We start from the raw sequence: 21,936 nt of genomic DNA, 5'->3' as shown, positions 1-21,936 counted from the left end.
CCTCGGCAGTCATCGGCTGATGGCTCGCAGGATCAGAACAAGTTTTACACGTACTTCGAGTCGTCTCCGAAGGTCGGCGCCTGCCCCGGCCGACCGAGCGATGTTCAGGGTGCGAGTCAGGTAGGTGATACGGGGTGCAGTGGCATCGACCACGGTGCGGCGCGCGTGATGACTGGCTAATCGCCCCGCGTGCCGGGAGACTGGGGGCCGAGCACGGAACCAATGGGGAGGGCATCGGTGACCGATGTGCGTCGAGGCGGGTTGGGGCGTCGGTGGTGAGCCCGGCACGGAACTACAGGGCTGCTGTGCGCGCGGCCTTGTTCATGCTGAGCCGAGGCCACTGTTATGCCCCGAGGTGCCCGGAGCAGGTGATGCGGTTCATCGATGGCGAACCGAGCATCAACGTCCAGATCGCGCACATCTGCGCCCTCGACGAAAGAGGGCCCCGGTTCGAGCAGCAGATGTCAGTTGCTCATCGCAACAACTTCGGGAACTTGTTGCTGCTATGCCAGGCACATCACATCCGGGTAGACAGCAAGGCGTACGAACACGCCTATCCGAAGGCCGTACTGCACGCATGGAAGCGAGCCCGCGAGGGTGATGCAGCCGCGGACCTGGTCGAGGTTCAGGTTTCGGACGCGCGCGACCTGCAGCAAGTATTCACCGACGTTGTTACTGATGCTAAAGAGGACATCCTCGATGCGATCGCGCGGGTTGAGGACATCAGCGCCAACACCGCACGAATGTTGCGGTCGATGGTCGCTGAGGTGTTCGACCGGCCGAGACTGGACTTGGACGCGGTCGAATCGCTGGAGCGGTCGGCGAGGATGCTGACAAACCTTGAGGACACCGCAGGAATGCTCCACGCCGCAACAGCTAAGATCAACGACGACACCGTCTTCGGGTTACAGTCGGCTGCGACCGACCTGGCGGATGCGGTCAAGGACGCAGAGCAGATCAGCAGGTCGCTATCGGTTGGCTCTGGCAGCGAGCCGCAGGTGCATTACTACGTCGCTGACGATCGGCGATGGCAGTTCTTCGCGCGTGGAATGGCGGTCGGAGCCGGAGTGATCATCGTGATCGCGATCCTGATTGCGCGCGCCACCGGCAAGTCTGGCTGATTCGACAGCCAGGCCGTATCGCTTGCATGTCCGGAGGACAGTCCGCCCGGGCTCCTGGCCCAGATCAGAGGTCGGCATTAGTGCCGCGTTCGGGAGGGCTGCCCGCGAGTCCGTGCTCCGTCACAGCTCCGTGAGACGCTGACAAACGATCGTCAGCACTGATCACCGATGAGAGACAAACCCGCAGGCCAGAAGGCGGATTCTCTGGTCGGCGCGGAACGTCATGCCTCGCTGGAACAGATCTACACCATCTTCGAAGGCACCAGCGAAATCCAGCGCCTGGTAATCGCCCGCGCGATCTCCGGCATGCGCATCAGGTAAGAAGCCCCCGCGTGCTACGCAGGTGCTCCGGTCGCTCCGCTCCCTCCCGCACCTGCTACGCGCGCCACCCACCCACCCCCGGCTATGCGCCGGAGCATCTGTTGCCGGCTGGCGCCGGCGAGTTGCGGGGCTAGCGCCCGCGTTCAGGTCGCTGGCGCTCGCGAGCGGCCCCAGCGTGGTGGCGGCCGACCGCAATAACAAAGCGGACCGGCCACTCACGCACACGCCGCGACGTGGAGAGGGCCGACTGGCATGACCAGCGGGCCTGCTCGGGACTTGGCCGCGTTTCGGCCGACTGGAAGCGAAGCACCATCTCCCGGCTGCCGCCCTAGCTATCGCCGTGCGACTGGAAAGGTCAGCCGTGAACGCGCCAGCAACGGAGACCGTCGACGACGGTAGGCACGAACGCGGTGCCGATCACGGGGGGGGGCTTGCCGCGGTCGGCTTTCGGTACGGCCCGTCCGTAGTCGTGCACAGCTCTCACGGTGTGGGCAGCGTGGCATGGTCGCGGCGTCCCTGTACGGTTCGTCCGATGCCGAGTCCGACTCCGCTGAGTGCGAGGCCGGCCAGCGTGCCGAGCGCGACGGAGGTGGTGTCCAAGCCCTGGTTCGGCTCAGTGCTCGACGGCGATGGCTGGTCTGCGTAGCCGGGATAGCCGGTTCCCTCGTTCGGCCAGTCGTAGGGTACGGCCGGGCCAGGGAGGACGCCGTTCTCACCAGGGTGCGTTGCTGCTGCGTTGGTTGCGCCGAGCGAGACGGTGGCCAGCGCGAGTGCGGATACCGCGATCGCTGTGTGTGCGTGGTTCATGACCAGCCTCCTGGACGAAGGCCCGGGGTCGAGGCCCGGGCTATGGTTTCGACGCTAGGTTTGACGGTCGGCACGCTGGAATACGCGGTGTCGCGTATAGCGCCTGACGAGGCGACGGCGTAGCGTCGCGAGCGGGAGGCGGCGCTCATGGCCGACGGAATCAGCGGGCGGGACTTGGATGCGCTGCGCGGTCTGCTCGCCCTGAACGAAGCCGATCCCGGTCCTGCGCTGCCGTGGGAGCTGATGAAATGCCTGCGCGACCTGTTCCACAGTGACTCCATGAAGCTCTGCCGATTCCAGCCCGCTGTGGAAGCGTTCGTCCTCGAGCAAGCTCTGGGTGAGACCCAGGAGGTTGAAATCGGCGCAGACCCGCCGGACCCGCACTACTGGGAGTTGTACCGGTCGGCAGACGCCTGCAACTACGCCGACCGCACCGGCGACATCGCCGGCGTGACGAAGCTGAGCGACTTCGTCTCCGACCGCCAATGGTGGGCCAGCCCGATGAGCATCGACTACGGGTTCGGACGTGCCCGGGCGTTGATGACGTACCTGCCCGACGAGCCCGGCCACAGGACGCGGATCTACCTGTGGCGCGGCCCAGGCCGCGACTTCGACGAGCGTGACCGGCTCCTGCTGACCCTGCTGCGGCCGCACCTGATCGCCGCCTTCCGCGCCGCCGAGCGGCGCCGGCAGGCACCAGCAGCACTGACCGCACGTCAGCTCGAACTGCTGCAGTACGTGGCCCAGGGCTACACGAACACCCAGATCGCCCACCGGATGCGGCTGTCCGAGGGAACGGTACGTACGCATCTCAACCACATCTACGAGCGGCTCGGCGTAACGAGCCGCACCGCAGCCGTGACGAGGATGAGCACCGCCGGGCTGGAATAGCCAATCAATGGGCGGCGCCCCCCGGCCTCAGCGGCGCGCGTCGATGATTGCCGTGCGGCCGAAAATTGTCAGTTCCGGGATGGGCCACACCTGTGGTTCGTGTCTCCAGATGCCGCGGCTCGGCCGTTGCTTGGTCGAGGTCGCCGGCTCGCCCGGCACGCATGCTCACCGGCAGGCGATCTCGGAGATGCGGTTGGTGGCGTGGCGGGATGGAACAGCGAACCTCGGAGTGGTCAGTCCCAGAGGGTCAGGCGGTCCCAGGGGTGTTTGTTGATGAAGTCGCGGCGGTTGTCGGCCCACTGGGAGAGGGCTTCTGCGACGTCGCTGAGGTCGACGCCCTGGACCTGGTAGTGGTGCTGCGGTGAGCCGTCGCGGTATTCGAGGGTGAGGGTTCCGTTGTCGTTGCGTGCTTGGGCGAAGACATGGTCCTGGCCGCTGTCCACGACTACGTAGCCGTCGAAGTTGCGTAGTTCCTGCGATAGGAAGGACATCCAGTGGTCGGGTAGGGCTACAGTCCCGTGCGAGGTGGTGATGGTCAGCTCACCGTCGTTGACAGGCGCCTTCTGAGGGTCGAAGAAGATCAGGTTGTGTTCTTGTGCGAGTCGTTTCGCGACTACTTCGACCTCGTTGGCCCGGCTGTAGCTGACCGCGACGTACAGGATCGGGCCCGAACAATTGCTGCTCGGACCGCCCGCTGCCCAGGGGGCGTCCTCGCTCTCGTCGTCCGGGAACTGGGCGGCGAGGGCTTCGGAGTACGCGTGGATCCTTGGGGTCGGCGCAACCAGGTCGACCTCGAGGTACCGAGTGAACAGCTCTTCGAAGGTAGCCGCAGCGCCGGTGGATGCGTCGCTCTCCCAGATCGCGAAGTCATAGCTCACGCGCCGGAGTATGTCAGGCGGAGTAGGAGCGCTCCAGCGCCAGGGCCAGGCGCTGCTTCCATGATTCGGCGTCGCCTTCGATGGTGGGGTATTCGTCCAGGAAGTTCTGCCAGTCGACGTCCCACCCGAGAACGGTGGTCGGCCCGAAGCCCTGGCTGCCGTGCTCGGCGGCGAGCACGGTCCGGATCAGCGTGGGGGAGATGTCGGTCGACTCGGCCAGCAACACAGCGTCGTACAGGTCCTTGCCCTGGGGGTAGGCGTCGGATTCCAGCCAGAGGAGTTTCCAGGCCAGTGAGAGTTCTGGGCCGGCTGTTGGGAGCCAGGCGTCGCCTATCGGCAGGCGCTCCGGCTTCATGGGCAGTTCTTCGTTGTAGACGAAGTCGAGCTGCACCGAACCGGTCAGGCCTTCGTGTTCGTACGGAAAGACCAGCCGACGACCGGGGACGCGCTCGTAGGTCCAGATCTCGTCGCGGGCCACCTTGGCGGGCTGAAGGCCGGGTCCGGGGTCGGCTGCTACCGCGGCGATCATGTCGTCGAGCAAGCGCAGTCCTTCTGGGCTGTCGAAGCCGACGCTGGCCGGTTGGACGACGAAGTCGAGGTCGCCCGGCTCGCGGGCCTGTTCGCCGAACCACTCGCGGAGGGCCACACTGCCGCGCAGTACGAGTTTGCCGGCCCAGTCCGAAGCGGCGATCAAGCGCAGTAGGTGATCGATCGCCGCTCGCCGCGTGGACCGCCAGCGCGCCGCCAACTCTGGGTCGTCGAAGGTCGGCTGACCGGCCCGGTAGGCGTGCGGATACTGCTTGAGCGCCGGGTCGAAGGCGGCCCGCTGCTGCACCGAGGTCTCAGGCAAGGGCAGGTAGGTCGCCGGATAGTCCGGTTGTCCAGCGGGCGCCCGCCGGGCGCTGTCTTCGTACGGGTTGGTGTGCTGCCCTACTTCCTCCAGCCATCCGCTATCCAGACTGAGCAGGCTGTCGAGGACGACGTATTCCTCTTCGATCTCCAGAATCTCGTAGCCGCGCAGCGCAACCAACAGGCGATCGAGCCGTGCCTTGGCGGTGTTCCTCCCGGCCCGGTGACAGCGCTGAGTGGCAAACCGCTCGTGCCGGCCGTCGTCGCGCTGCCGGCGGGCGTTCCGAGACAACCTCGCCTCGTGCGGTTGGAGCAGCCGGGTGAGCGCAACGAGCGTCCCGGCTCCGGCGTCGGGCAGCAGCAGCTTCACGTGATGCTCGAAGTAGCGGCCCGCGACTGCGTCCGCGTCCTGCTCGGGCACACCGTCGTTCCAAGGCGCCGCCTCGACCTTGACCCTAACTACGGAGAAGTGTTCCGCCTGCATCCGGTCGCTCCACTCGCGGCTTACCCGCTCGACTTCCTCGAGCGTGCCGCTCGCCCGCACAGTCACCATCGGCTGCTCGGGCGACTGTCCGCGGTCGAGCACGATGTCGCTGAACTTCAGCTCGTGGCGCGCCGCGAACGCGGCGACATCGTCGGAGGTCCACCTGATCACCCGGAGCTCGCCGCCGGTCCGGTCGACGATGACGCCCGACCTTGTGGTCGTCAGGTGGATCTCGAAGTCGCCGGCGATGTCACGCACCCGGACATCGTGTCACTCGACGGGAGGCAACCAACTCCTCAGCTTCGTCAGTTGCCGCCGAACGTGCAGCTCGGCAGGGAAAGTAGGCCCTGCAAGGACATAACGTTACGTCGGATTGGTGGTTGCCGAGTCGCGGACGATGAGTTCGGGGTCGGGGCCGGTGATGATGCCGTTGGTGCTGGGGCGGCCCGCCATCAGCTCGTACAGGGCGTGGACACCGGCCTGGCCGAGCTCGTACATGGGCATCCGGACAGCGGTCACGGCTGGGCGTAGGTGTTCCATCAGGCCTACGTCGTGGATCCCGACCACGGACAGCTGGTCGGGGACGGAGATGCCGAGGTCGCGGGCGGCGGCCAGTACTCCGACGGCGCCCATGATGTTGTTCACCACGACCGCGGTCGGCGCGGCCGGCAGTTGCAGCGCCTGGCGCAGCCCGTCGGCGCCGGCCTGCTCGCCGAAGCCGGTAGCCAGGTGCGGCGCCGGTTCCAGGCCGGCCTGCCGCATCTCCTGCTGGTAGCCGAGGTAGCGCTGCTGGAACGCGTGCCCGGTCGCCCCACCGATGAAGACGATCCGGCGATGGCGCAGGTTGAGCAGGAACCGGGTCGCGATCTCGCCCGCGCGGCAGTCGTCGATGCCGACCCACGGGTGGTCCTGGGCGTAGTCCAGGCTGAGGATCGGCTTGGGATGGGAGCGCAGTTCGGCGAGCACCTTGTCGTCGAACAGCGAGTCATCCCGGATCAGGATGCCGTCGACAGTGCCCTGGCTGAGCAGCCGGGTGACGAACTGGCTGCCTGAGCGCATCATCTCGGCGTCGCCGAGCAGGACTGTGTCGCCGCGCTCGGCCGCGGCTCCGTAGACGCCGCGCAGCAGGTCGGCGTAGACGGGATTGTCGAGCTTGTGGAGGATCAGCGCGATCATGCCGGTGCGGTTGAGCCGCAGGGACCGGGCCGCCTGGTTGGGCTGGTAGTCGAGGCTCTCCATCGCCTGGATGACCCGGGCACGGGTGGCCTCGCTCATCCGGGTATGGGCGGTGCCGTTGATGACGGCGGACACCACCGCGACCGATACCCCCGCTGTGCGGGCGATGTCCCGTTGCGTTGTCACGCTTGCGCGCCTCCCTCGAGCCGTTGACGTAACGTCGCTATCAACTCTACGGTGAATTAACGATACGTCACCTAAGGATCCTCGAGGAGCTGGGATGCAACGAAGACTTCTGCGGCGGAGCACTCGCCGCCGTGCCCATGCGTGGGTCGCGACGACAGTCGCCCTGGCTCTGACGGTGACGGGGCTGTCGCCGGCCCGGGCCGCCACGAGCGACATGTCGGATCTCGGTCAGCTGCTCGATCTGACGCGCCCGGGGCTCGCCCGCGTGGCGGCGGAGCTTGCCGACGGCGACGAGGCGGGCGCCGCGGCCGAGCTCAAGGCCTACTACGCGGGCCGCTCGGGCATCGAGTACCCGGGTACGGGCGGGGAAGGAGGCGGCGATGCGACCGCCGACGAATTGGCGGCGGGGATCTTCCGGTTCGGCACCGTGACGCGTGACTTCTACGACGATGCCGCGCAGCGGATCGACGTGGACTGGGCGGACCTCTGGGGCGGGACGGAGACCGCCCCGGGGAGCGCGCAGGTCCTGATGAGTGACTTCGCGTTCATGTCGACGCTGACGAGCGCTTATCTGAAGGAGAGCGACCCGCAGAAGCGTGCGGCGTACGCGTCGGCGTGGATGGACATCTCACTGGACTTCTTCGCCGACAACCCGAGCTGGCCGCAGAACCGCAACCTGTCGGGTGGCAAGCGGCTGGCCCAGCTCGTCAGCGCGTTCTCCGTGTTCCGGACGGAGCCGAGCATCGACGCGAACGACCTGGTGGCGTACCTGTCCGGCGTGCACGCGACGACGGAGCTCCTCGCGAGCGTGCTGCAGATCCATGTCGGAAACAACTGGTATGTCTCGATGGCCCGCGCGATCTACGTCTCGGCGGTCTATCTGCCCGAGTTCAGGGCGTCCTTCGTCTGGGAGCCGTTCGTGGTGCGCTCTGTCGAGCGGTTCCTACGCGCCTGGGTGAAGGGCGACGGCGTGTACCGCGAGCCGACGTTCAACTATCAGGCCTACGTGGCGGATCTGATCAACACGATGATCGGAGTTGCAGAGGCCAACGGGCGAACCCTTCCCGACGGGATCGTGCAGTCAGCGGATTGGATCGCGGATGCGCTGTTCGCGACCCGTCAGCCGAATCTCGAGCCCGCGCTCGTCGGCGACTCCCCGAACACGGACGCCGGCACGAGCGCGATCCGGAAGACCGGCGAGCGTAACTCCTGGTCCGACTTCACCTGGGTCGCCTCCGGGCGCACCGAGGGGACCGTCCCGACGCTGTCGTCCACGGTGTTCCCGATCAGCTATGCGGTCCAGCGGTCCGGATGGGACGCCGATGCCCGGTACATGCTGATCAACAACCAGAACTCCAGCTACACGGCCTCGCATCGGCATCCCGACGACCTCAGCCTGGTGATGGCGGCGTACGGGCGTCCGCTGATCGTCGACCCTGGAGCGGGGGACTACAGCGCGACCCCGACGAACGACTGGATGCGCCGCACGACCGAGGCGCACAACACCGTCGAGGTCGACGGGCAACCGCAGCCCGCCGGCCTGCCCCGCTCGACGTCGCTGTGGCGCTCGAACGCCGGCCTCGACATCTATCGCGGTAAGACGCAGGCGTACCGGCCGATCGCGCACGATCGCGTCGTCTATTTCGTCAAGCCCGGCTTCTGGGTGGTCTCCGACGACCTCACGGGTGACACCGGCGCGCACGACTACCGGCAACTCTGGCACTTCCCCGGCGATCCGGTCACCGTCGACCCGGACACGAACGTCGCCACGATCGGGTTCGACACCGTGCCCGGCGCTCCACCGGTGGCCGGCGTGCAGCTCGTCCCGGTGGCCCGACCCGGCGCCGATCTCACGTCGAGCGTCCACAAGAACGGCGCCGTACGCGTGGGCGAGCAGGTTCTCACCGACGTCGACTACCTGTCGTACGACTGGTCCGCCACCGGCGCCACAGGAGTGGACACGGTCGTAGTTCCCGGCAAGGCCGGCGCCGCGCCGTCGGTCAAGGCGTCGCGCATCGATCTGCCCCAGGTCGATCACTCCGTGGCCAGCGCGATGGAGATCGACCTGCCGAAAGCGACCGGCCGCTTCTACCTGTCGCGCGAGGCGATTCCCTCGCCGCGGCAGTTCGGGGAGGCCGCGACCGACGCCGAGACCGCGTACCTCGAGCGTGCCGACAAAGGCGGGCTGACGCGGTACGCGCTGACCCGGGGATCGTCGCTGGTCGACGACGCGGACACCGTCATCAAAGCCTCCGGAGTTGTGTCCGACGTCAGTGTGGAACTGCTGGGCGCTACCGCCCGGATCTCGCTCGGGGACCCCTTCACCGGCACCCTCTCGATCTACGCGCCGAAGGCACGCGCGGTGAAGATCAACGGCACCCCGACCGCGTTCACCCGCACCGGCAACCTCGTCACCGTCTCCGCCAAGGCGGCCTTCGCCCCGAAGCCGTTGCTCAACGAGACGTTCACCGACGCGAGCCTGGACAGCACCGTCTATGACTTCAACGGCTCCCTTGACGGCTGGACGCCGGTGCAGGGCACCTGGACGCTGGGTGGCGCGGAGTCTGACAAGCAGCTGGTGCAGACCTCGGGTACGGACACGCAGTCGTTGGCGGTGCAGCAGGACGTCCCGGATGACGTGGTCGTGACCGCCGACATCGTTCCGGGGACAGGAGACCAGACGACGGCATCGACCGGTCTGGCGTTCCGCTACCACGATTCCCGCAACTACTACCGGGCCGACGTTCTCAAGACATCGGGCGGCGCGAAGCTGCAGCTCGTGAAGGTCTACAACGCGACATCTACGCTTCTCGCGGAGACAGAGCTGCCCATCACCGCAGACAGCGCACACACGCTGACCGTCTCCGCGGTCGGGAAGCATCTGACCGCCACAGTCGGCAGCACGTCGGTCTCCGCGGACGACTCGCAATTGCCGACGGGTGGTGCCGCCGCCGTCACGAACGGCCGGGCCGCAGCCTTTGACAACATCACGATCAAGGAAGGGCTCGACCAGGCCAATTGGCGGGGTATCGCAGGAAAGGCGTCCGTCAGCTCGGGTCAGTTGAAGCTCACGCCTACCGATGGCAGGGCGCACGTACTGGCCGACTCGACGCTGCCGTCACGGTTCTCCGACACGTGCGACTATGCCGCGCGGGCCACGGTCACGATCAATGGATCCGTCGGCACCGCAGGCATCTCGCTGCGAGACACCTCGGACGCCTATGGGTACCGGATCCACATCGGCAAGACGAGCAGCAGAACGCAGTACGCGAGCATCGTCCGCGAGGCTCACGCGTCAGGTCCGGTCACGGTGGGCACGGTATCCCTCAGCAACCCATTGACAGGTCCCGTCGAACTTGGTGCAGCGATCCACGGTGACCGCATCACCGTCACGTTGAACGGCGTTCAGATCTTGGAGGGTCGCGACACCGTTGTCCGGAACGGCGGCGTCGGGCTCTACGCATCCACGGAGAGCACGTTCGAAAACGTCGCTGTCGCACGCTCCTGCTAGCGAAACCGCACCCGTCCAAGTGTTCCTGATGGTGTCCAGGGCGGGTGCGGTTACGCTGGCGGCATGACCACGATCAAGGACGTCGCGAAGCGGGCCGGGGTGTCGACGGCCGTGGTTTCCGCGGCGATCTCCGGGGCTCGCGGCAACGTCCGGATGAGCGAGGCGACCCGGCTGCGCGTCGAGCAGGCGATCCGGGACACGGGCTATCGCGTGAACCACGCCGCGCAGTCGCTGCGACTGTCCAGATCGGGCGTGATCGCAGCGGTGGTGCCGAAGATCGCGAACCCGGTCTTCGAGCTGGCGATTCGTGGCATGCATGCGGCCGCCGAGGAACACGGTGACGTGCTGTTGCTGGCCGACGCACTGTGGATCGAGCCGGGCAGCCATCTGATGAGCCGGATCGTCGGCACCGGCATGGTCGACGGGGTGTTGTTGCGGTCCACCCAGTGGGGCAACGAGACCGCCGAGGAACTCACCAAGCGGTCCATCCCGTACGTGATCCTGCAGAACCCGCGACCTGACGACTCCGTGTCGGTGTGGATCGACGACGCGGCCGGGATCGGACTGGCCACGTCGCACCTGCTGGGTCTCGGGCACCGCCGCATCGCACTGGTCGGCGGCCCGCTCGTCCCGATCGCCAGTAGCGCCCGGGTCGACGGCTACCGCTCGGCGTTGCGCGCAGCGGGTGTGCGTTTCGACCGGTCACTGATCAAGCAGGTCGGCTACGAGCCGCCCGACCTGGCGACCGCGACGCGCGGGCTCCTCGGCTCGGCCCGGCCGCCGTCCGCGCTGATCGTCGACAACATCGTCGCGGCGTCGGGAGCGATCGCGGCGATTCTCGATCTCGGCCTGCGGATCCCCGACGACCTGTCGATCGTCGTGTACCAGGACCTGCCCGCGGCGGACTCCATGCGGCCGGCGCCGAGCACGGTCCGGATGCCTGTGCAGCAAGCCGGAATGCGCGCCTACACGACACTGCGCCGGATGATCGACGGCCGCCGCGTCCAGTCCGCTCAGGTGACGCGGCCGGCGCCGAAACTGATCGATCGAGGATCGACCGCGCCGTACGCCCGCTGAGCTCCGACCTGCCCTGGGCCCGCCGTCGAGGTCCCACGGGTCTTGATTAACCGATGAATCATCGGCATGATGCTCGCAGTAGCCCCGAATCGACCGTAGGCCCACCGCTGCTCGGGCTGGGCTGGACAGGAAATCGCGCATGGTTCACGTCGTTCTCGTCTCCGGCTGGCAAACCGTCAACATCGGCGACGTCGCCCACACGCCGGGCGCACTCCGAGCGTTTCAGCGCTACGCACCGGAGGTGAAGCTGACGCTGTGGGCCCGCAGCATCGACGAGAGCGTACGGCGGATGCTGGCCCGGTACTTCCCGGATGTCGAGGTCATCGAGGACCGGGTCGTGCCCGGCGAGCAGCTCAGCCCCGCGCTGGAGCGGATGTTTGCCGAAGGCGACCTTCTCGTCCACGGGTCGGGACCCTCGCTGGTCGGCCAGGCGGAAGTCGCCGAATGGCGGCGGCTGACCGGAAAGCCGCACGGCTTCTTCGGTGTGACGGTGGACCCGCTCCGCCCGTACTTCTCGACGCTCGACCGGGCGGCGAGCATGGTCAACGCGATCGACGGTGACCTGCTCACCGAGCGCGAGCGTGAGGTGCTCGACTCCGCCGCGTTCGTGTACTGCCGGGACTCGCTGACCGAGCGGTTCCTCACCGGCCAGAACCTCGCGGCGCCCACGATCGCGTTCGGTCCGGACGCCACCGTGATGTTCGACGTGGTCGACGACGGCGACGGCCAGGCGGTCCTCGCGGAGTACGGGCTGAACGCCGGCCGGTTCCTGTGCGTCGTGCCGCGGCTGCGCTTCACGCCGTACCACCAGATCCGGAACTATCCGCCCGCGGCCGAGGACCTTCGCCGGTCGGCCTACAACGCGGGCTATCTGAAGTCCGACCTGGATGTTCTGCGGCAGGCCGTGATCGGTTGGGTGCGATCCACCGGCGAGCCGGCGCTCGTCGTGCCGGAGATGAGCTACGCGATGGAGGTCGCCGAGGCCGAGTTCGCGGGGACATTCCCTGCCGACGTGGCCGACCTGGTCCACATCCTGCCGCGGTTCTGGGACCTGACCGAGGCGGCCGCGGTGTACCGGCGAGCCGGCGCGGTCGTGAGCATGGAGTGCCACTCACCGCTGATCGCGTTGGCGGAAGGTGTTCCGTCGGTCTACCTGCGTCAGCCGACCGACACGATCAAGGGCCAGATGTACAACGATCTCGGCCTGCCGTTCGTCGAGCTGGGACCTGGGGCCGACGCTGCGGCCGGGCAACTCCTGCAGAAGATCGCCGATGACCGGCCGGCCGCCGCCGAGGTCACGCGGCAGGCGCGGGACGGCGCGCAGGAGCGCGTGCGGGGGATGGTCGAGACCGCCGTCGCAGCGGTCGGCAGCAGGATCTCCTGATGTCGTCGGGGATCAAGGTGCGGCCGGGGGCCGACGCAGCTCCCGGCGCGCCTGCCGTCCGCGAGCCTCGCCCCCGCGGGCAGCTCGCGACCCGATGGCACCGGGACCGGGTGCTGCTCCTGCTCGCGATACCCGGCGTGGTCGTCCTGGTGCTGTTCCACTACCTGCCGCTGCTGGGCAACGTGATCGCCTTCCAGGACTACCAGCCGTTCCTCGGCATCAGCGGGTCAGATTTCGTTGGCCTGAGCAACTTCTCCGTCATCTTCGACGGTGACCCGGAGTTCCTGAACGCCCTCGTGAACACGTTGATCATCACGATGGTCCAGGTGCTGTTCGTGTTCCCGCTGCCGATCGCGCTGGCCCTGGTCCTCAACTCGATGCTGAACGAACGAGCCAAGCGGCTGGCGCAGTCGATCCTCTACCTGCCGCACTTCCTGTCCTGGGTCATCGTGGTGGCGCTGTTCCAGCAGATGTTCGGCAACGGCGGAATGCTGAACGAGTGGCTGCGTTCCGCGGACCTGGGAACCTTCCAGATCATCGGCGTACCGGAGCTGTTCAAGCTGCTGATCACGTCGCAGGTGATCTGGAAGGACACCGGATGGTCGACCATCATCTTCCTGGCCGCGCTGTCCAAGGTCGACCTGAACCTGTACGAGGCGGCGGCGATCGACCGGGCCGGCCCGCTGCGGCAGCTGTGGCACGTCACGCTGCCCGCGATCCGGCCCGTGATCGTCCTGCTGCTGATCCTGCGGCTGGGTGATTCGCTCACGGTCGGTTTCGAGCAGATCCTCCTGCAGCAGGGGCCGGTCGGCGCGCAGGCTTCCGAAGTGCTCGACACCTACGTCTACAACAACGGGATCATCGGCGGGAACTGGGGTGTCTCGGCCGCGGTCGGCCTGGTGAAGGGCGTTGTCGGTGTGGTCCTCGTACTCGGGGCGAACCGGCTCGCACATGCGATGGGGGAGCGGGGGGTGTACTCGAAATGACGGGACTGCTGGAGACCCCCGCTGAGCGCCGCGCTCGACGCAACCAGCGATCGGCGTCGGACGAGCGGCCCGCCTGGATGGGACGGCAGCCGCGCTGGGCGACCGCGGCGCGCGGCGTACTGCTGACCGTCGCCTGCCTCGCGGTGATCGTGCCGTTCGTCGCCGTCGTGATGACGAGTCTGGCCCCGCAACGCGATATCAGCGCGCGCGGTGGACTTGTCCTGTTCACCAGCGAGCCGTCGCTCGCGGCGTACCGGGCCGTTCTGTCGGGAGGAGTGGTGACCCGGGCCCTCAGCGTGTCGGTCGTGGTCACCGCTGTGGGTACCGTCTTGTCGCTGGCCTGCACCATCATGCTCGCGTACGCCCTGTCGCGGCCGGGATCGCTGTTGCACAAGCCGATTCTGCTGATGACACTGTTCACGCTCTTGTTCAATCCGGGCATGATCCCGATGTACCTGATCGTCAAGCAGCTCGGCCTGATCGACAACCTGGCGGCGTTGATCCTGCCGGTGGTGGTCAATGCCTTCAACGTGATCGTGATGCGGTCCTTCTTCCTCGAGCTGCCCGCCGAGCTGACCGAGTCGGCGAAGCTCGACGGGGCCGGCGAGCTCCGGATCCTCGCCTTCATCGTCCTACCGCTCTCGAAGGCCGTCGTCGCGGTGGTCGGCTTGTTCTACGCCGTCGCCTACTGGAACGCGTTCTTCTCCGCCCTGCTCTACCTGCCGTCGCCGGAGAAGTGGCCGCTGCAGCTGGTCCTGCGAACGTTCGTCGTGAACCAGACGCCGCTCGGCACGGACGAACTCTCGGCGTCGACCGAGTCGCTGCCACCCCAGGCATCGATCCAGATGGCGATTCTGGTCATGTCCGTCATCCCGATCCTGATCATCTACCCATTCATCCAGAAGCACTTCAGCAAGGGACTTCTGATCGGCGCCGTCAAAGGCTGATCGACCGGACGCCCGCCATGAGGAGGGACCGTAACCATGGATGCGCTTTCGCGCCGTACGTTGCTCAAAGGGCTGTCCGCGGCAGCCGTCGCCGGTGCCGCCGGATCAGCCCTCGGCTGCTCCGCCAAGACCTCGACGGGAACCTCCGGCCGGATCGGAGCGGACATTCTCCCGACGTTCGCCCAGGCCGGGAACGCCGAACCCGCGCTGAAGAGCGCGAACCCGCTGGGCATGAGCGGGTACTTCGAGTACCCGGCGAATCCCGTCGCGGCGGTCAGTAAGCCGCCGTTGTCAGGTGGCCAGATCTCCGCACTCACCTACACCTTCGACCCGGTGGCGCCCGGCAAGTCCGACAATCCGCTGTGGCAGGAGGTCGACAAGCGACTCGGTGGAAAGCTCGACATCACGTACGCGCCGGCGGCCGACTACGCGCAACGGTTCGCGACCACCGTGGCCGGCGGAGATCTGCCCGACCTGGTGTCGATCTACGGCTCGGTGCAGCAGCTGCCCGCGTTGCTGAAGGCAAAGTTCACCGACCTGACCGAGTACTTGTCGGGCGATGCGGTGAAGGACTATCCGAACCTGGCGGGGCTCTCGACCGACTCGTGGCGCAAGACGGTGTACGGCAACGCTCTGTGGGGAGTGCCGATCGCCCGGGTACCGATCCCGGGCGTCGCCTGGATCCGCGCCGACCTCGTCGCCGGTACCGGACTGCCCGCGCAGCCCAAGGACATCGGTGAGTTCAAGGCACTGTTGAAGGGGCTGACCAACGAGCGCAAGTCACGGTGGGCCTGTGGAGATCCGGGCGGCACCCTGACCATGATCACCGCTGCCCTCGGAATCCCCGGCAACTGGATCGAGGAGGGTGGGAAGTTCACCTCGAACATCGAGCTCGAGGCGTACGAGAAGGCGCTGGCCGACACCCGCGAGCTGGCCGACGCCGGCGTCTTCCACCCGGACGGCCTGGTGGCGTCCAACAACCAACGCAATGACTGGTTCACCAACGGGACCACCCCGATCGTCTTCGGCGGGTACGCCGGCTGGAGCAAGTACGAGATGTGGGGCGCCGAGGTGCCGGGCTTCAAGCTCGGGTCTCTGGGGGTGTTCGGATACGACGCGTCCAGCAAGCCCCTGCATCCGCGAGGAAGCGCAGCACAGGCGTTCACCGCGGTCACCCAGGCCGAACCGGACCGGGTCCGCGAGGTGCTCCGGGTGCTCGACTGGCTCGCCGCGCCGTTCGGCTCGTCCGAGTACCTCCTGCGGAGCTTCGGGATCGAGGGCCAGACGTTCAAGTTCGAGGGCAAGGACCCGATCGTGAACTCACGCGGCCAGAATCTGCGGCTGGTGCCGTTCGGGTACGTCTGCGGACCGACCCAGGCCATCTACGACCCGGGCCGGCGCGACGTCGCCCAGGCCCGCTTCGACTACCAGGAAGCCGCGTTGCCGATTCTCGCCCCTGACCCGACCCAGGGCCTGTATTCCCAGACCGATGCGGCCAAAGGTTTGCAGCTGGGCAAGGACCTGACCGATGCGCGGAACGGCATCCTGGCCGGCCGCGCACCGGTATCGAGCTGGAAGGCGGCCGTGAGCAAGTGGCGCAGCGGCGGCGGCGACAAGATCCGGGACGAGTACCAACAGGCCTTCTCGGAGGCGGGACCTAAATGAGCCGTCAGCTGATGACCCAGGCCGACGAGTTCCTGGCCGGGCGGCCGTATTCCATTCTCGACCGGGAGCCGTCGGACTGGGCCGGAGACGCCCACGACTACTACTCGGTCGGCAACTACTCCTGGCCGAATCCGGAGACAGCCGACGGTCTGCCGTACATCAGGGTCGACGGTCGGCGGAACCCGGACGCCTGGAGCGATCGCTACGACAAACGGCGGTTCCGGCAGACGGTCGCGGCTGTCAACACCCTGGTGCAAGCCCACCTCCGTACCGGCGACAAGCGCTACGCCGACGCCGCGGTCGAACGTCTCGAACGCTGGTTCCTGGACCCGGCGACGGCGATGCGCCCCCACTTCGCTCACGCTGCCGCGCTGCCCGGTCGGCACGACGGTGCGGCGATCGGGCAGATCGAGGCGACGCTGCTGACCGACCTCCTGGATCACGTCGACCTGCTGGTGAAGGCCGGATGGTTCACCGACGGCCTCCCGGACCTCCAGGGCTGGTTCGCCGAGCTGGCCGGCTGGATGCGGTCGAGCGAACTCGGCCGGCAGGAAGAACTGATGACCAACAACCACGGAGTCTGGTGGGACGCACAGGTGCTGCGCTATCTGCAGTTCGCCGATGATCGGACCGCGCTCACCGAGATCCTCGACCGGTTCGGCATCCGGCTGCGCCACATCGCGCCCGGCGGCGCGCTCCCGAGAGAACTGGCCCGTCCCGACTCGTTGCTCTACACCATCTACTGTCTACGCGCCTTCGCCGTCTGCTGCCGAGTCGCAGCTGCCGAAGGTCGCGACCTCTGGAACGCGCCCGCCGAACCCGGCCACGGCAGTCTGCGCGACGCGTTCCACTTCTGGGCTGGCCACGCCGACGACGACCGCCGATGGATCTGGCCCCGGGTGCTCCCGGACCTCGACCGCACCGCCCTGTGGCTCGCCGACGAAGCCGCCGCCGTCTATCGGACCCCGAGCCTCAAAGCGTTCGCGGAGAACCTGCGAAGGCAGGACCTGCCCGCCCCTGAGATCCCGTCAACCGCAGCCATCGAACACACCCCGACCTGAGCATCAGCGAACGAAGCAGTTCCCTCCAAGGAAGGAATGACACCGATGCAGATCTCCGCCCCCAGTCGACTTGCTCGAAAGACGATGGCTCTCACCGTTGCGGTAACGCTGAGCGCCTCGGTTGGTATCGCTGCAGTAGCGAACACACGATCCGCCAGCGCGGCGACAGCCGCGGTTCCCAGCTACTCGGCGGGTATCGCAGGTGAGAGCTGGACGATCGAGAACGCCAGTGCGTGCAGTGCGACGCTAGGCGCCGGCGGCAACCTCCGGGAGGGCTCCGGCTTCTTCCCAGGCAAGTGTCAGGGAGCGGGGCAGGCACCCCAGACCACCGGGACCGAGGGCGCGCGGGCGTTGACGTTCCGCACGGACAAGGACTTCGAGTACGAGGGCGCCATCGTTGAGGACCCGGCCAAGAACACCTGGAAGGACGCCGCTGGAAACACCCTCCGGGACCGCTCGGAGCTGGCGACGGGGTGGGACCTGCCGTTCCACACCGACGTGTGGGTCGGGTTCGACGTTCGCATCCCCGCGGGCGTCGATGACGTGACGGGCAGCGGGGCGTACGTGCTGCAGCTGTGGCAGTGCACCGCGAACCCGATCGGCGGCGTGCGTATCCAGTCCGGCGCCGGCAACGGGCACAACCTCCAGTTCGTGCGCCGGGGCGAGGATCCCGACACGAACTACGACATCTCGATGGCGACCAAGAGCATCGGCACCGACGAGTGGCACTCCTTCGTCATCAAGTACAACGTGGAGCCCTACCACGACGGCGCGCCGAAGGGGCGGATCGCGGTGTACCACAAGACAGTGGGAGCGACGACCGTCGAGGAGAAGCTCTTCGAGCGGGAGGAGTACTTCGGCTACGCGACGCGTTCCAAGTGCAAGGACGACTCGTTCAAGAACGAGTTCAGGGTCAAGTTCGGCATGTACAAGGACTACCAGCCGGGCGCGACCTTCCGTTCCGACTTCCGCAACCTGAGAATCGGCGCCACCAAGGCAGCGGTACAGCCCTACAACCGCGGCTGACACGCCTTCGGTGATCAGTAGCGGCCCTCTGGGGAGTGAAGCAGACCCACGCGCGCTACGCAGCCACTCCGGTCGCTGCGCTCCCTCCCGCGTCTGCTACGCGCGCTCCCACCCACCCCCGGCTTAGCGCCGGAGCATTGGTTGCCGGCTGGCGCCGGCGAGTTGCGGGCCGGCGCCCGCGTTCAGCTCGCTGGCGCTCGCGGGCGACCCCAGCGTCGTGGCGGTTGAGCGTGATGGGCACGCGGACCGGCTGCTGACGGCGCCCTCTCAGGTGGACTTGATGATCGCCCACGTGATCCCTCGCTCGCCTCCTCGATGTCGGCGGAGTGGTAGCGGCGACAGGGCGAGAGTTGGTGACGTTGAGGGCGGTCCTCACCGCGTGAGGCCTACCGGGCTCGGTAGGAGTGTGGAGTTGCACTGCGACTGAGATGGGTACGTCGGGCTGATCGCCTGGGACGCTGTAGCTCGCAGGTGACTGCAGCGTGGTGACGGTTACCCCGATGACCACGCGGGCGGGGCCGCTCATGGCCCTCGGCCACGTGCCGGGCATGTGATCGCCGTACGCATGCTGAGCAGGCGCTCTGCGCTTCCGTCTGCCTGCGGCTGTCACATGCGGGCGCACGCGCCCCCGGCGTACCGCCGTGCATCTGTCTCTGGACGAGTTCTTCTCGCTCAGGCTGATCGAAGTGCCGCAGGCCGCTTGTGATCCGAAGGAGCTCCTGGGCTGGGTGTGCGCTGCTCGCAACGACTGCTGCTTGCCGTTTTAGTGGCCGGGGAGCTCGGAGACCACCCGAGTATTGGCTTGCGTTTGCTGATGATTCATGGAGCCGGTGGCGTGTGGCCGGTGCTTGGATGGAGGAGGCCGTTGTGGTGTAGGTGGGATCTTGCGGCGTGGATGGCTTCGGGGGTGTTGGGGAAGATGCGGCCTTCGGTGCGGAGGGTGTTGATGACGTCGAGGGCGTCCAGGGGTTTGTGGTGGCCGGGGCGGATGCCGGAGATGAGGACGGTCATGCCTCGGTGCTGGAGTTTTTCGATGGCGTCTTTGAGGACCAGGGCTCCGGTGGCGTCGATGGCGGTGACTGCGGACATTCGCAGGATCACCACCGAGACGTGGGCGACCTCGGACAGTTCCAGCAGGAAGCGGTGTGCGGCGAACAAGAGTGGACCGTCGATGCGGTAGGCAACGATGTGCTCGTCCAGGAGGGCTCGTTCTTCGGCGGTGTGGTCGCCTGGCAGGTCTGGGTGCAGGGGCATTTGGCGTAGGCGTGCGCTGCGGGCGACCGAGCGTAGGGCGAGTGCGCCGGCGACGACGAGGCCGAGGATGACGGCTTTGACGAGGTCGAGCGCCAGGGTGGCGATCGCGGTGAGGGCGAGCACGATCGCGTCCGATCGGGTGGCGCGGGCCATGGTGCGGACCGAGCCGACCTCGACCATTCGTACCGAGGTTGCCAGGAGTACGCCGGCCAGCGCGGCCAGCGGGATCCGTCCGACCAGGGGTGCGGCGGTGTAGATGATGGCGGCGAGCAGCGCGGCGTGGATGAGCGCGGCCAGGCGCGATCCAGCACCGGACCGGACGTTGACCGCGGTCCTGGCGATCGCGCCGGTGGCGGGGACACCTCCGAACAGCGGCGTGACCAGATTGGCCAGGCCCTGGCCGAACAGTTCGCGGTCCGGGTCGTGTTTGTGGTTGACGCCCATCCCGTCGGCGACCGCGGCCGACAGCAGCGATTCCAGCGCGGCCAGCGCCGCGACGGCTAGTGCGGGCCCGGCGAGCGACCAGAGCGTCGACAGCTCGATGAAGGACAACGAGGGAGCGGCGAGACCGGCTGGGAGCTCGCCGATTCGTGCCACGTCGAGTCCGGCGACCTCGACGATCACGGTCGCGGCAACGACTGCGAGGATCGAGAACGGTATCGTCGGCCGGATCCTCGCCCCGGCCAGGACGAGGATCGCGACACCACCCGCGACCGCGAGCGCCACCCAGTGGGGGTGTTCGGCGAACGACGCGACGGCGCGGGCAGCAACGACAGCGACCTGGTCGCCGTCCGGGGTGTCGACGCCAAGCGCCGCGGGCAGTTGCTGCAGTCCGATGACACAGGCGATGCCGAGGGTGAACCCTTCGACCACCGATGCGGGGACGAACGCCATGTAGCGACCGACCCGGGCTATCGCCATACCGATCAGAATCAGCCCCGCCAGCAGCCCGACGGTCAGGACGCCGCTCGCGCCGTGCGCGTGCATGATCGGCACCAGTACGACGGTCATTGCTCCGGTCGGACCGGACACCTGCAGCCCAGACCCACCGAACACGGCCGCCAACGCCCCGGCCACGACCGCGGTGGTCAGCCCGGCCGCGGCACCGAGTCCCGACGAGATACCGAATCCCAGCGCGAGAGGTAGCGCGACGATCGCGACCGTCAGGCCGGCGAGCAGGTCGCGTTGGGGCTGATGAAGCATGGCAGCGAGGTCGGCGCGCGCGGGAAGCAACGCTCGCGCCCGGGCGCCGGGCACCGCGCTCATCGGTTGACGGCCTCGGCCTCACGCAGCTCCGCGAGCAACTCGCTCTGGCCGGCGAGCAGCTCTGTCAGGATCCGGCGTGCGGTTCGCAGCAGCTCCGCGATGTCGCCGCCGGCGATCTCGTACACCACGTTGGACGACTCGCGGCGCGACACCACGATGCCGTAGCGGCGCAGCACAGCCAGCTGCTGGGACAGGCTGGACGCCTCGATCCCGATGTCGGCCAGCAGTTCACGTACCGGTCGCGGGCCGTCCTGCAGCAGCTCGAGCACCCGGATCCGGACGGGATGCCCCAGGATGCGGAAGAACTCGGCCTTCGCCTGGTAGAGCGGAACAGGCGCGGTCATCGGCCGCCCGCCCAGTCGGTGTGCTCCTCGCCGAGATCGACATCGTTCTCCATCGCCTGCCGCAGCAAGCTGTCGAGCTCGCCGATGCGGACATCCACCGCATAGAGGTCCCCCTCGGCCCTGGCCGCCGCCAGCGCGTCCTTCGCCTCGCGAACCCGGCGCCGAAGATCAACCGCGAACTCGCTGCCGCTCACCGCACCTCCCTGCCTCACATGACATCATCAGCATATAGTGAATTGAAGAACTTTGCAAGTCGTTGATCACAGGTTTGCGGCTGGCGTCGGTGGTGGGGTCGTCGTTGGAGGGCTGCTGCGGTGGTGTTGCTGTGTACGAGAAGCCGGCCCGTTCGCAGTCGGCGGCGACGGTCTGGGCGCGGCGTCGTCATGCGCTGGCCGTGTCGGCGGGTACGCGGCCGGCGGAGCGGGTGCCGCCGAGCGCCGTGAAGGTGGCGTGTCGGCGCCGGGTGGATCTTGGTCGACGGCCGGTGGCATCAGGCCGATCAGCTTCGGGGTCGTGCCGTCTACCGGCACAGCCTGCGATCACGCGTACGACGTGCCTCGGGTAGGGGACGCCGCGCGGCAGGTACGACGAGACCGACCGCTGAACTCGAGACCGAGATACGCCAGACGTTCGTGTACGAGTGACGGGCCGCGCCTGCGGAGTGGCAAGTGCTGTCGACGGCGCCGAGGCCTGCAGGTACGG

18 protein-coding genes are annotated in these 21,936 nt (G+C 67.5%); 11 read left to right on the top strand and 7 right to left on the bottom strand.

Features of this window, described 5'->3' with window-relative positions:
• The first annotated feature begins 371 nt into the window (after positions 1-371).
• Together ABZW60_RS28205 and ABZW60_RS28200 are read left to right on the top strand one after the other, a co-directional pair.
• A complete protein-coding gene (locus ABZW60_RS28205; protein WP_355481781.1) occupies positions 372-1,121 on the top strand; it encodes a hypothetical protein in 750 nt (249 codons plus the stop codon).
• Positions 1,122-1,289: 168 nt separating this feature from the next.
• Positions 1,290-1,442, top strand: a complete 153-nt coding sequence (locus tag ABZW60_RS28200; protein ID WP_355481779.1) for an acyl-CoA dehydrogenase family protein — start codon at positions 1,290-1,292, stop codon at positions 1,440-1,442.
• Between the two features lie 480 nt (positions 1,443-1,922).
• Here ABZW60_RS28200 and ABZW60_RS28195 read toward each other — a convergent pair whose 3' ends face one another.
• Positions 1,923-2,249, bottom strand: a complete 327-nt coding sequence (locus ABZW60_RS28195; RefSeq protein ID WP_355481777.1) for a hypothetical protein — start codon at positions 2,247-2,249, stop codon at positions 1,923-1,925.
• A gap of 147 nt (positions 2,250-2,396) precedes the next feature.
• Between ABZW60_RS28195 and ABZW60_RS28190 the strand changes: the two genes are divergently transcribed.
• Positions 2,397-3,140 carry a response regulator transcription factor gene (locus ABZW60_RS28190; RefSeq protein ID WP_355481775.1) on the top strand — a complete coding sequence of 248 codons (744 nt, stop codon included), beginning with the start codon at positions 2,397-2,399 and terminating at the stop codon, positions 3,138-3,140.
• Between the two features lie 233 nt (positions 3,141-3,373).
• On the opposite strand, the gene ABZW60_RS28185 is transcribed toward ABZW60_RS28190, so the two are convergent.
• The 3 genes from ABZW60_RS28185 to ABZW60_RS28175 all read right to left on the bottom strand — a co-directional run bounded on the left by ABZW60_RS28185 (position 3,374) and on the right by ABZW60_RS28175 (position 6,713).
• On the bottom strand, positions 3,374-4,018 hold the full coding sequence (locus ABZW60_RS28185) for a hypothetical protein (protein WP_355481773.1): 645 nt from the start codon (positions 4,016-4,018) through the stop codon (positions 3,374-3,376).
• 13 nt (positions 4,019-4,031) lie between these two features.
• Entirely contained in the window at positions 4,032-5,609 is a 1,578-nt protein-coding gene (locus ABZW60_RS28180; RefSeq protein ID WP_355481771.1) for a nucleotidyl transferase AbiEii/AbiGii toxin family protein, read from the bottom strand.
• Between the two features lie 105 nt (positions 5,610-5,714).
• Positions 5,715-6,713, bottom strand: a complete 999-nt coding sequence (locus tag ABZW60_RS28175; protein WP_355481769.1) for a LacI family DNA-binding transcriptional regulator — start codon at positions 6,711-6,713, stop codon at positions 5,715-5,717.
• Between the two features lie 94 nt (positions 6,714-6,807).
• On the opposite strand from ABZW60_RS28175, the gene ABZW60_RS28170 reads away from it, so the two are divergent.
• From ABZW60_RS28170 to ABZW60_RS28135, 8 genes are all read left to right on the top strand, one after another.
• Positions 6,808-10,224: an alginate lyase family protein gene (locus ABZW60_RS28170; protein WP_355481767.1), complete on the top strand. Its 3,417-nt coding sequence runs from the start codon at positions 6,808-6,810 to the stop codon at positions 10,222-10,224.
• A gap of 63 nt (positions 10,225-10,287) precedes the next feature.
• Entirely contained in the window at positions 10,288-11,301 is a 1,014-nt protein-coding gene (locus ABZW60_RS28165; protein WP_355481765.1) for a LacI family DNA-binding transcriptional regulator, read from the top strand.
• Positions 11,302-11,440: 139 nt separating this feature from the next.
• Complete coding sequence (locus ABZW60_RS28160; RefSeq protein WP_355481763.1) at positions 11,441-12,685, top strand: polysaccharide pyruvyl transferase family protein; 1,245 nt, start codon at positions 11,441-11,443, stop codon at positions 12,683-12,685.
• Positions 12,685-13,671 (top strand): ABC transporter permease subunit, encoded by a 987-nt coding sequence (locus ABZW60_RS28155; RefSeq protein ID WP_355481761.1) that lies wholly within the window; start codon positions 12,685-12,687, stop codon positions 13,669-13,671. The genes ABZW60_RS28160 and ABZW60_RS28155 overlap by 1 nt, the downstream gene beginning before the upstream one ends.
• A complete protein-coding gene (locus tag ABZW60_RS28150) occupies positions 13,668-14,618 on the top strand; it encodes a carbohydrate ABC transporter permease (RefSeq protein ID WP_355481759.1) in 951 nt (316 codons plus the stop codon). Before ABZW60_RS28155 ends, ABZW60_RS28150 begins: the two co-directional genes overlap by 4 nt.
• A gap of 36 nt (positions 14,619-14,654) precedes the next feature.
• Positions 14,655-16,283 carry an extracellular solute-binding protein gene (locus ABZW60_RS28145; RefSeq protein WP_355481756.1) on the top strand — a complete coding sequence of 543 codons (1,629 nt, stop codon included), beginning with the start codon at positions 14,655-14,657 and terminating at the stop codon, positions 16,281-16,283.
• Complete coding sequence (locus ABZW60_RS28140; RefSeq protein WP_355481754.1) at positions 16,280-17,344, top strand: alginate lyase family protein; 1,065 nt, start codon at positions 16,280-16,282, stop codon at positions 17,342-17,344. The genes ABZW60_RS28145 and ABZW60_RS28140 overlap by 4 nt, the downstream gene beginning before the upstream one ends.
• A 36-nt stretch (positions 17,345-17,380) precedes the next feature.
• Entirely contained in the window at positions 17,381-18,370 is a 990-nt protein-coding gene (locus ABZW60_RS28135; protein ID WP_355481752.1) for a heparin lyase I family protein, read from the top strand.
• An 819-nt stretch (positions 18,371-19,189) separates the two neighbouring features.
• Here ABZW60_RS28135 and ABZW60_RS28130 read toward each other — a convergent pair.
• Genes ABZW60_RS28130 through ABZW60_RS28120 form a run of 3 tightly spaced genes read right to left on the bottom strand, consistent with a single transcriptional unit; the run spans position 19,190 to position 21,428 of the window.
• Positions 19,190-20,890 carry a SulP family inorganic anion transporter gene (locus tag ABZW60_RS28130; RefSeq protein WP_355481749.1) on the bottom strand — a complete coding sequence of 567 codons (1,701 nt, stop codon included), beginning with the start codon at positions 20,888-20,890 and terminating at the stop codon, positions 19,190-19,192.
• On the bottom strand, positions 20,887-21,234 hold the full coding sequence (locus tag ABZW60_RS28125; protein WP_355481747.1) for a metalloregulator ArsR/SmtB family transcription factor: 348 nt from the start codon (positions 21,232-21,234) through the stop codon (positions 20,887-20,889). The genes ABZW60_RS28130 and ABZW60_RS28125 overlap by 4 nt, the downstream gene beginning before the upstream one ends.
• On the bottom strand, positions 21,231-21,428 hold the full coding sequence (locus tag ABZW60_RS28120) for a hypothetical protein (protein ID WP_355481745.1): 198 nt from the start codon (positions 21,426-21,428) through the stop codon (positions 21,231-21,233). Before ABZW60_RS28120 ends, ABZW60_RS28125 begins: the two co-directional genes overlap by 4 nt.
• Positions 21,429-21,936: the final 508 nt, after the last annotated feature.

This window comes from Kribbella sp. NPDC003557, assembly GCF_040610805.1.
Lineage (GTDB): Bacteria > Actinomycetota > Actinomycetes > Propionibacteriales > Kribbellaceae > Kribbella.
The sequence above is the reverse complement of the archived record's forward strand: the minus strand, read 5'-3'. Positions and strand labels throughout refer to the sequence as shown.

Excerpts from the sequence above, each read along its gene's own strand:
- ABZW60_RS28145 (WP_355481756.1), top strand. The coding sequence starts at position 14,655 with ATGGATGCGCTTTCGCGCCGTACGTTGCTCAAAGGGCTGTCCGCGGCA.
- ABZW60_RS28140 (WP_355481754.1), top strand. The coding sequence starts at position 16,280 with ATGAGCCGTCAGCTGATGACCCAGGCCGACGAGTTCCTGGCCGGGCGG.
- ABZW60_RS28155 (WP_355481761.1), top strand. The coding sequence starts at position 12,685 with ATGTCGTCGGGGATCAAGGTGCGGCCGGGGGCCGACGCAGCTCCCGGC.
- ABZW60_RS28195 (WP_355481777.1), bottom strand. The coding sequence starts at position 2,249 with ATGAACCACGCACACACAGCGATCGCGGTATCCGCACTCGCGCTGGCC.
- ABZW60_RS28130 (WP_355481749.1), bottom strand. The coding sequence starts at position 20,890 with ATGAGCGCGGTGCCCGGCGCCCGGGCGCGAGCGTTGCTTCCCGCGCGC.
- ABZW60_RS28200 (WP_355481779.1), top strand. The coding sequence starts at position 1,290 with ATGAGAGACAAACCCGCAGGCCAGAAGGCGGATTCTCTGGTCGGCGCG.
- ABZW60_RS28190 (WP_355481775.1), top strand. The coding sequence starts at position 2,397 with ATGGCCGACGGAATCAGCGGGCGGGACTTGGATGCGCTGCGCGGTCTG.
- ABZW60_RS28125 (WP_355481747.1), bottom strand. The coding sequence starts at position 21,234 with ATGACCGCGCCTGTTCCGCTCTACCAGGCGAAGGCCGAGTTCTTCCGC.
- ABZW60_RS28160 (WP_355481763.1), top strand. The coding sequence starts at position 11,441 with ATGGTTCACGTCGTTCTCGTCTCCGGCTGGCAAACCGTCAACATCGGC.
- ABZW60_RS28205 (WP_355481781.1), top strand. The coding sequence starts at position 372 with ATGCGGTTCATCGATGGCGAACCGAGCATCAACGTCCAGATCGCGCAC.
- ABZW60_RS28135 (WP_355481752.1), top strand. The coding sequence starts at position 17,381 with ATGACACCGATGCAGATCTCCGCCCCCAGTCGACTTGCTCGAAAGACG.
- ABZW60_RS28170 (WP_355481767.1), top strand. The coding sequence starts at position 6,808 with ATGCAACGAAGACTTCTGCGGCGGAGCACTCGCCGCCGTGCCCATGCG.
- ABZW60_RS28165 (WP_355481765.1), top strand. The coding sequence starts at position 10,288 with ATGACCACGATCAAGGACGTCGCGAAGCGGGCCGGGGTGTCGACGGCC.
- ABZW60_RS28150 (WP_355481759.1), top strand. The coding sequence starts at position 13,668 with ATGACGGGACTGCTGGAGACCCCCGCTGAGCGCCGCGCTCGACGCAAC.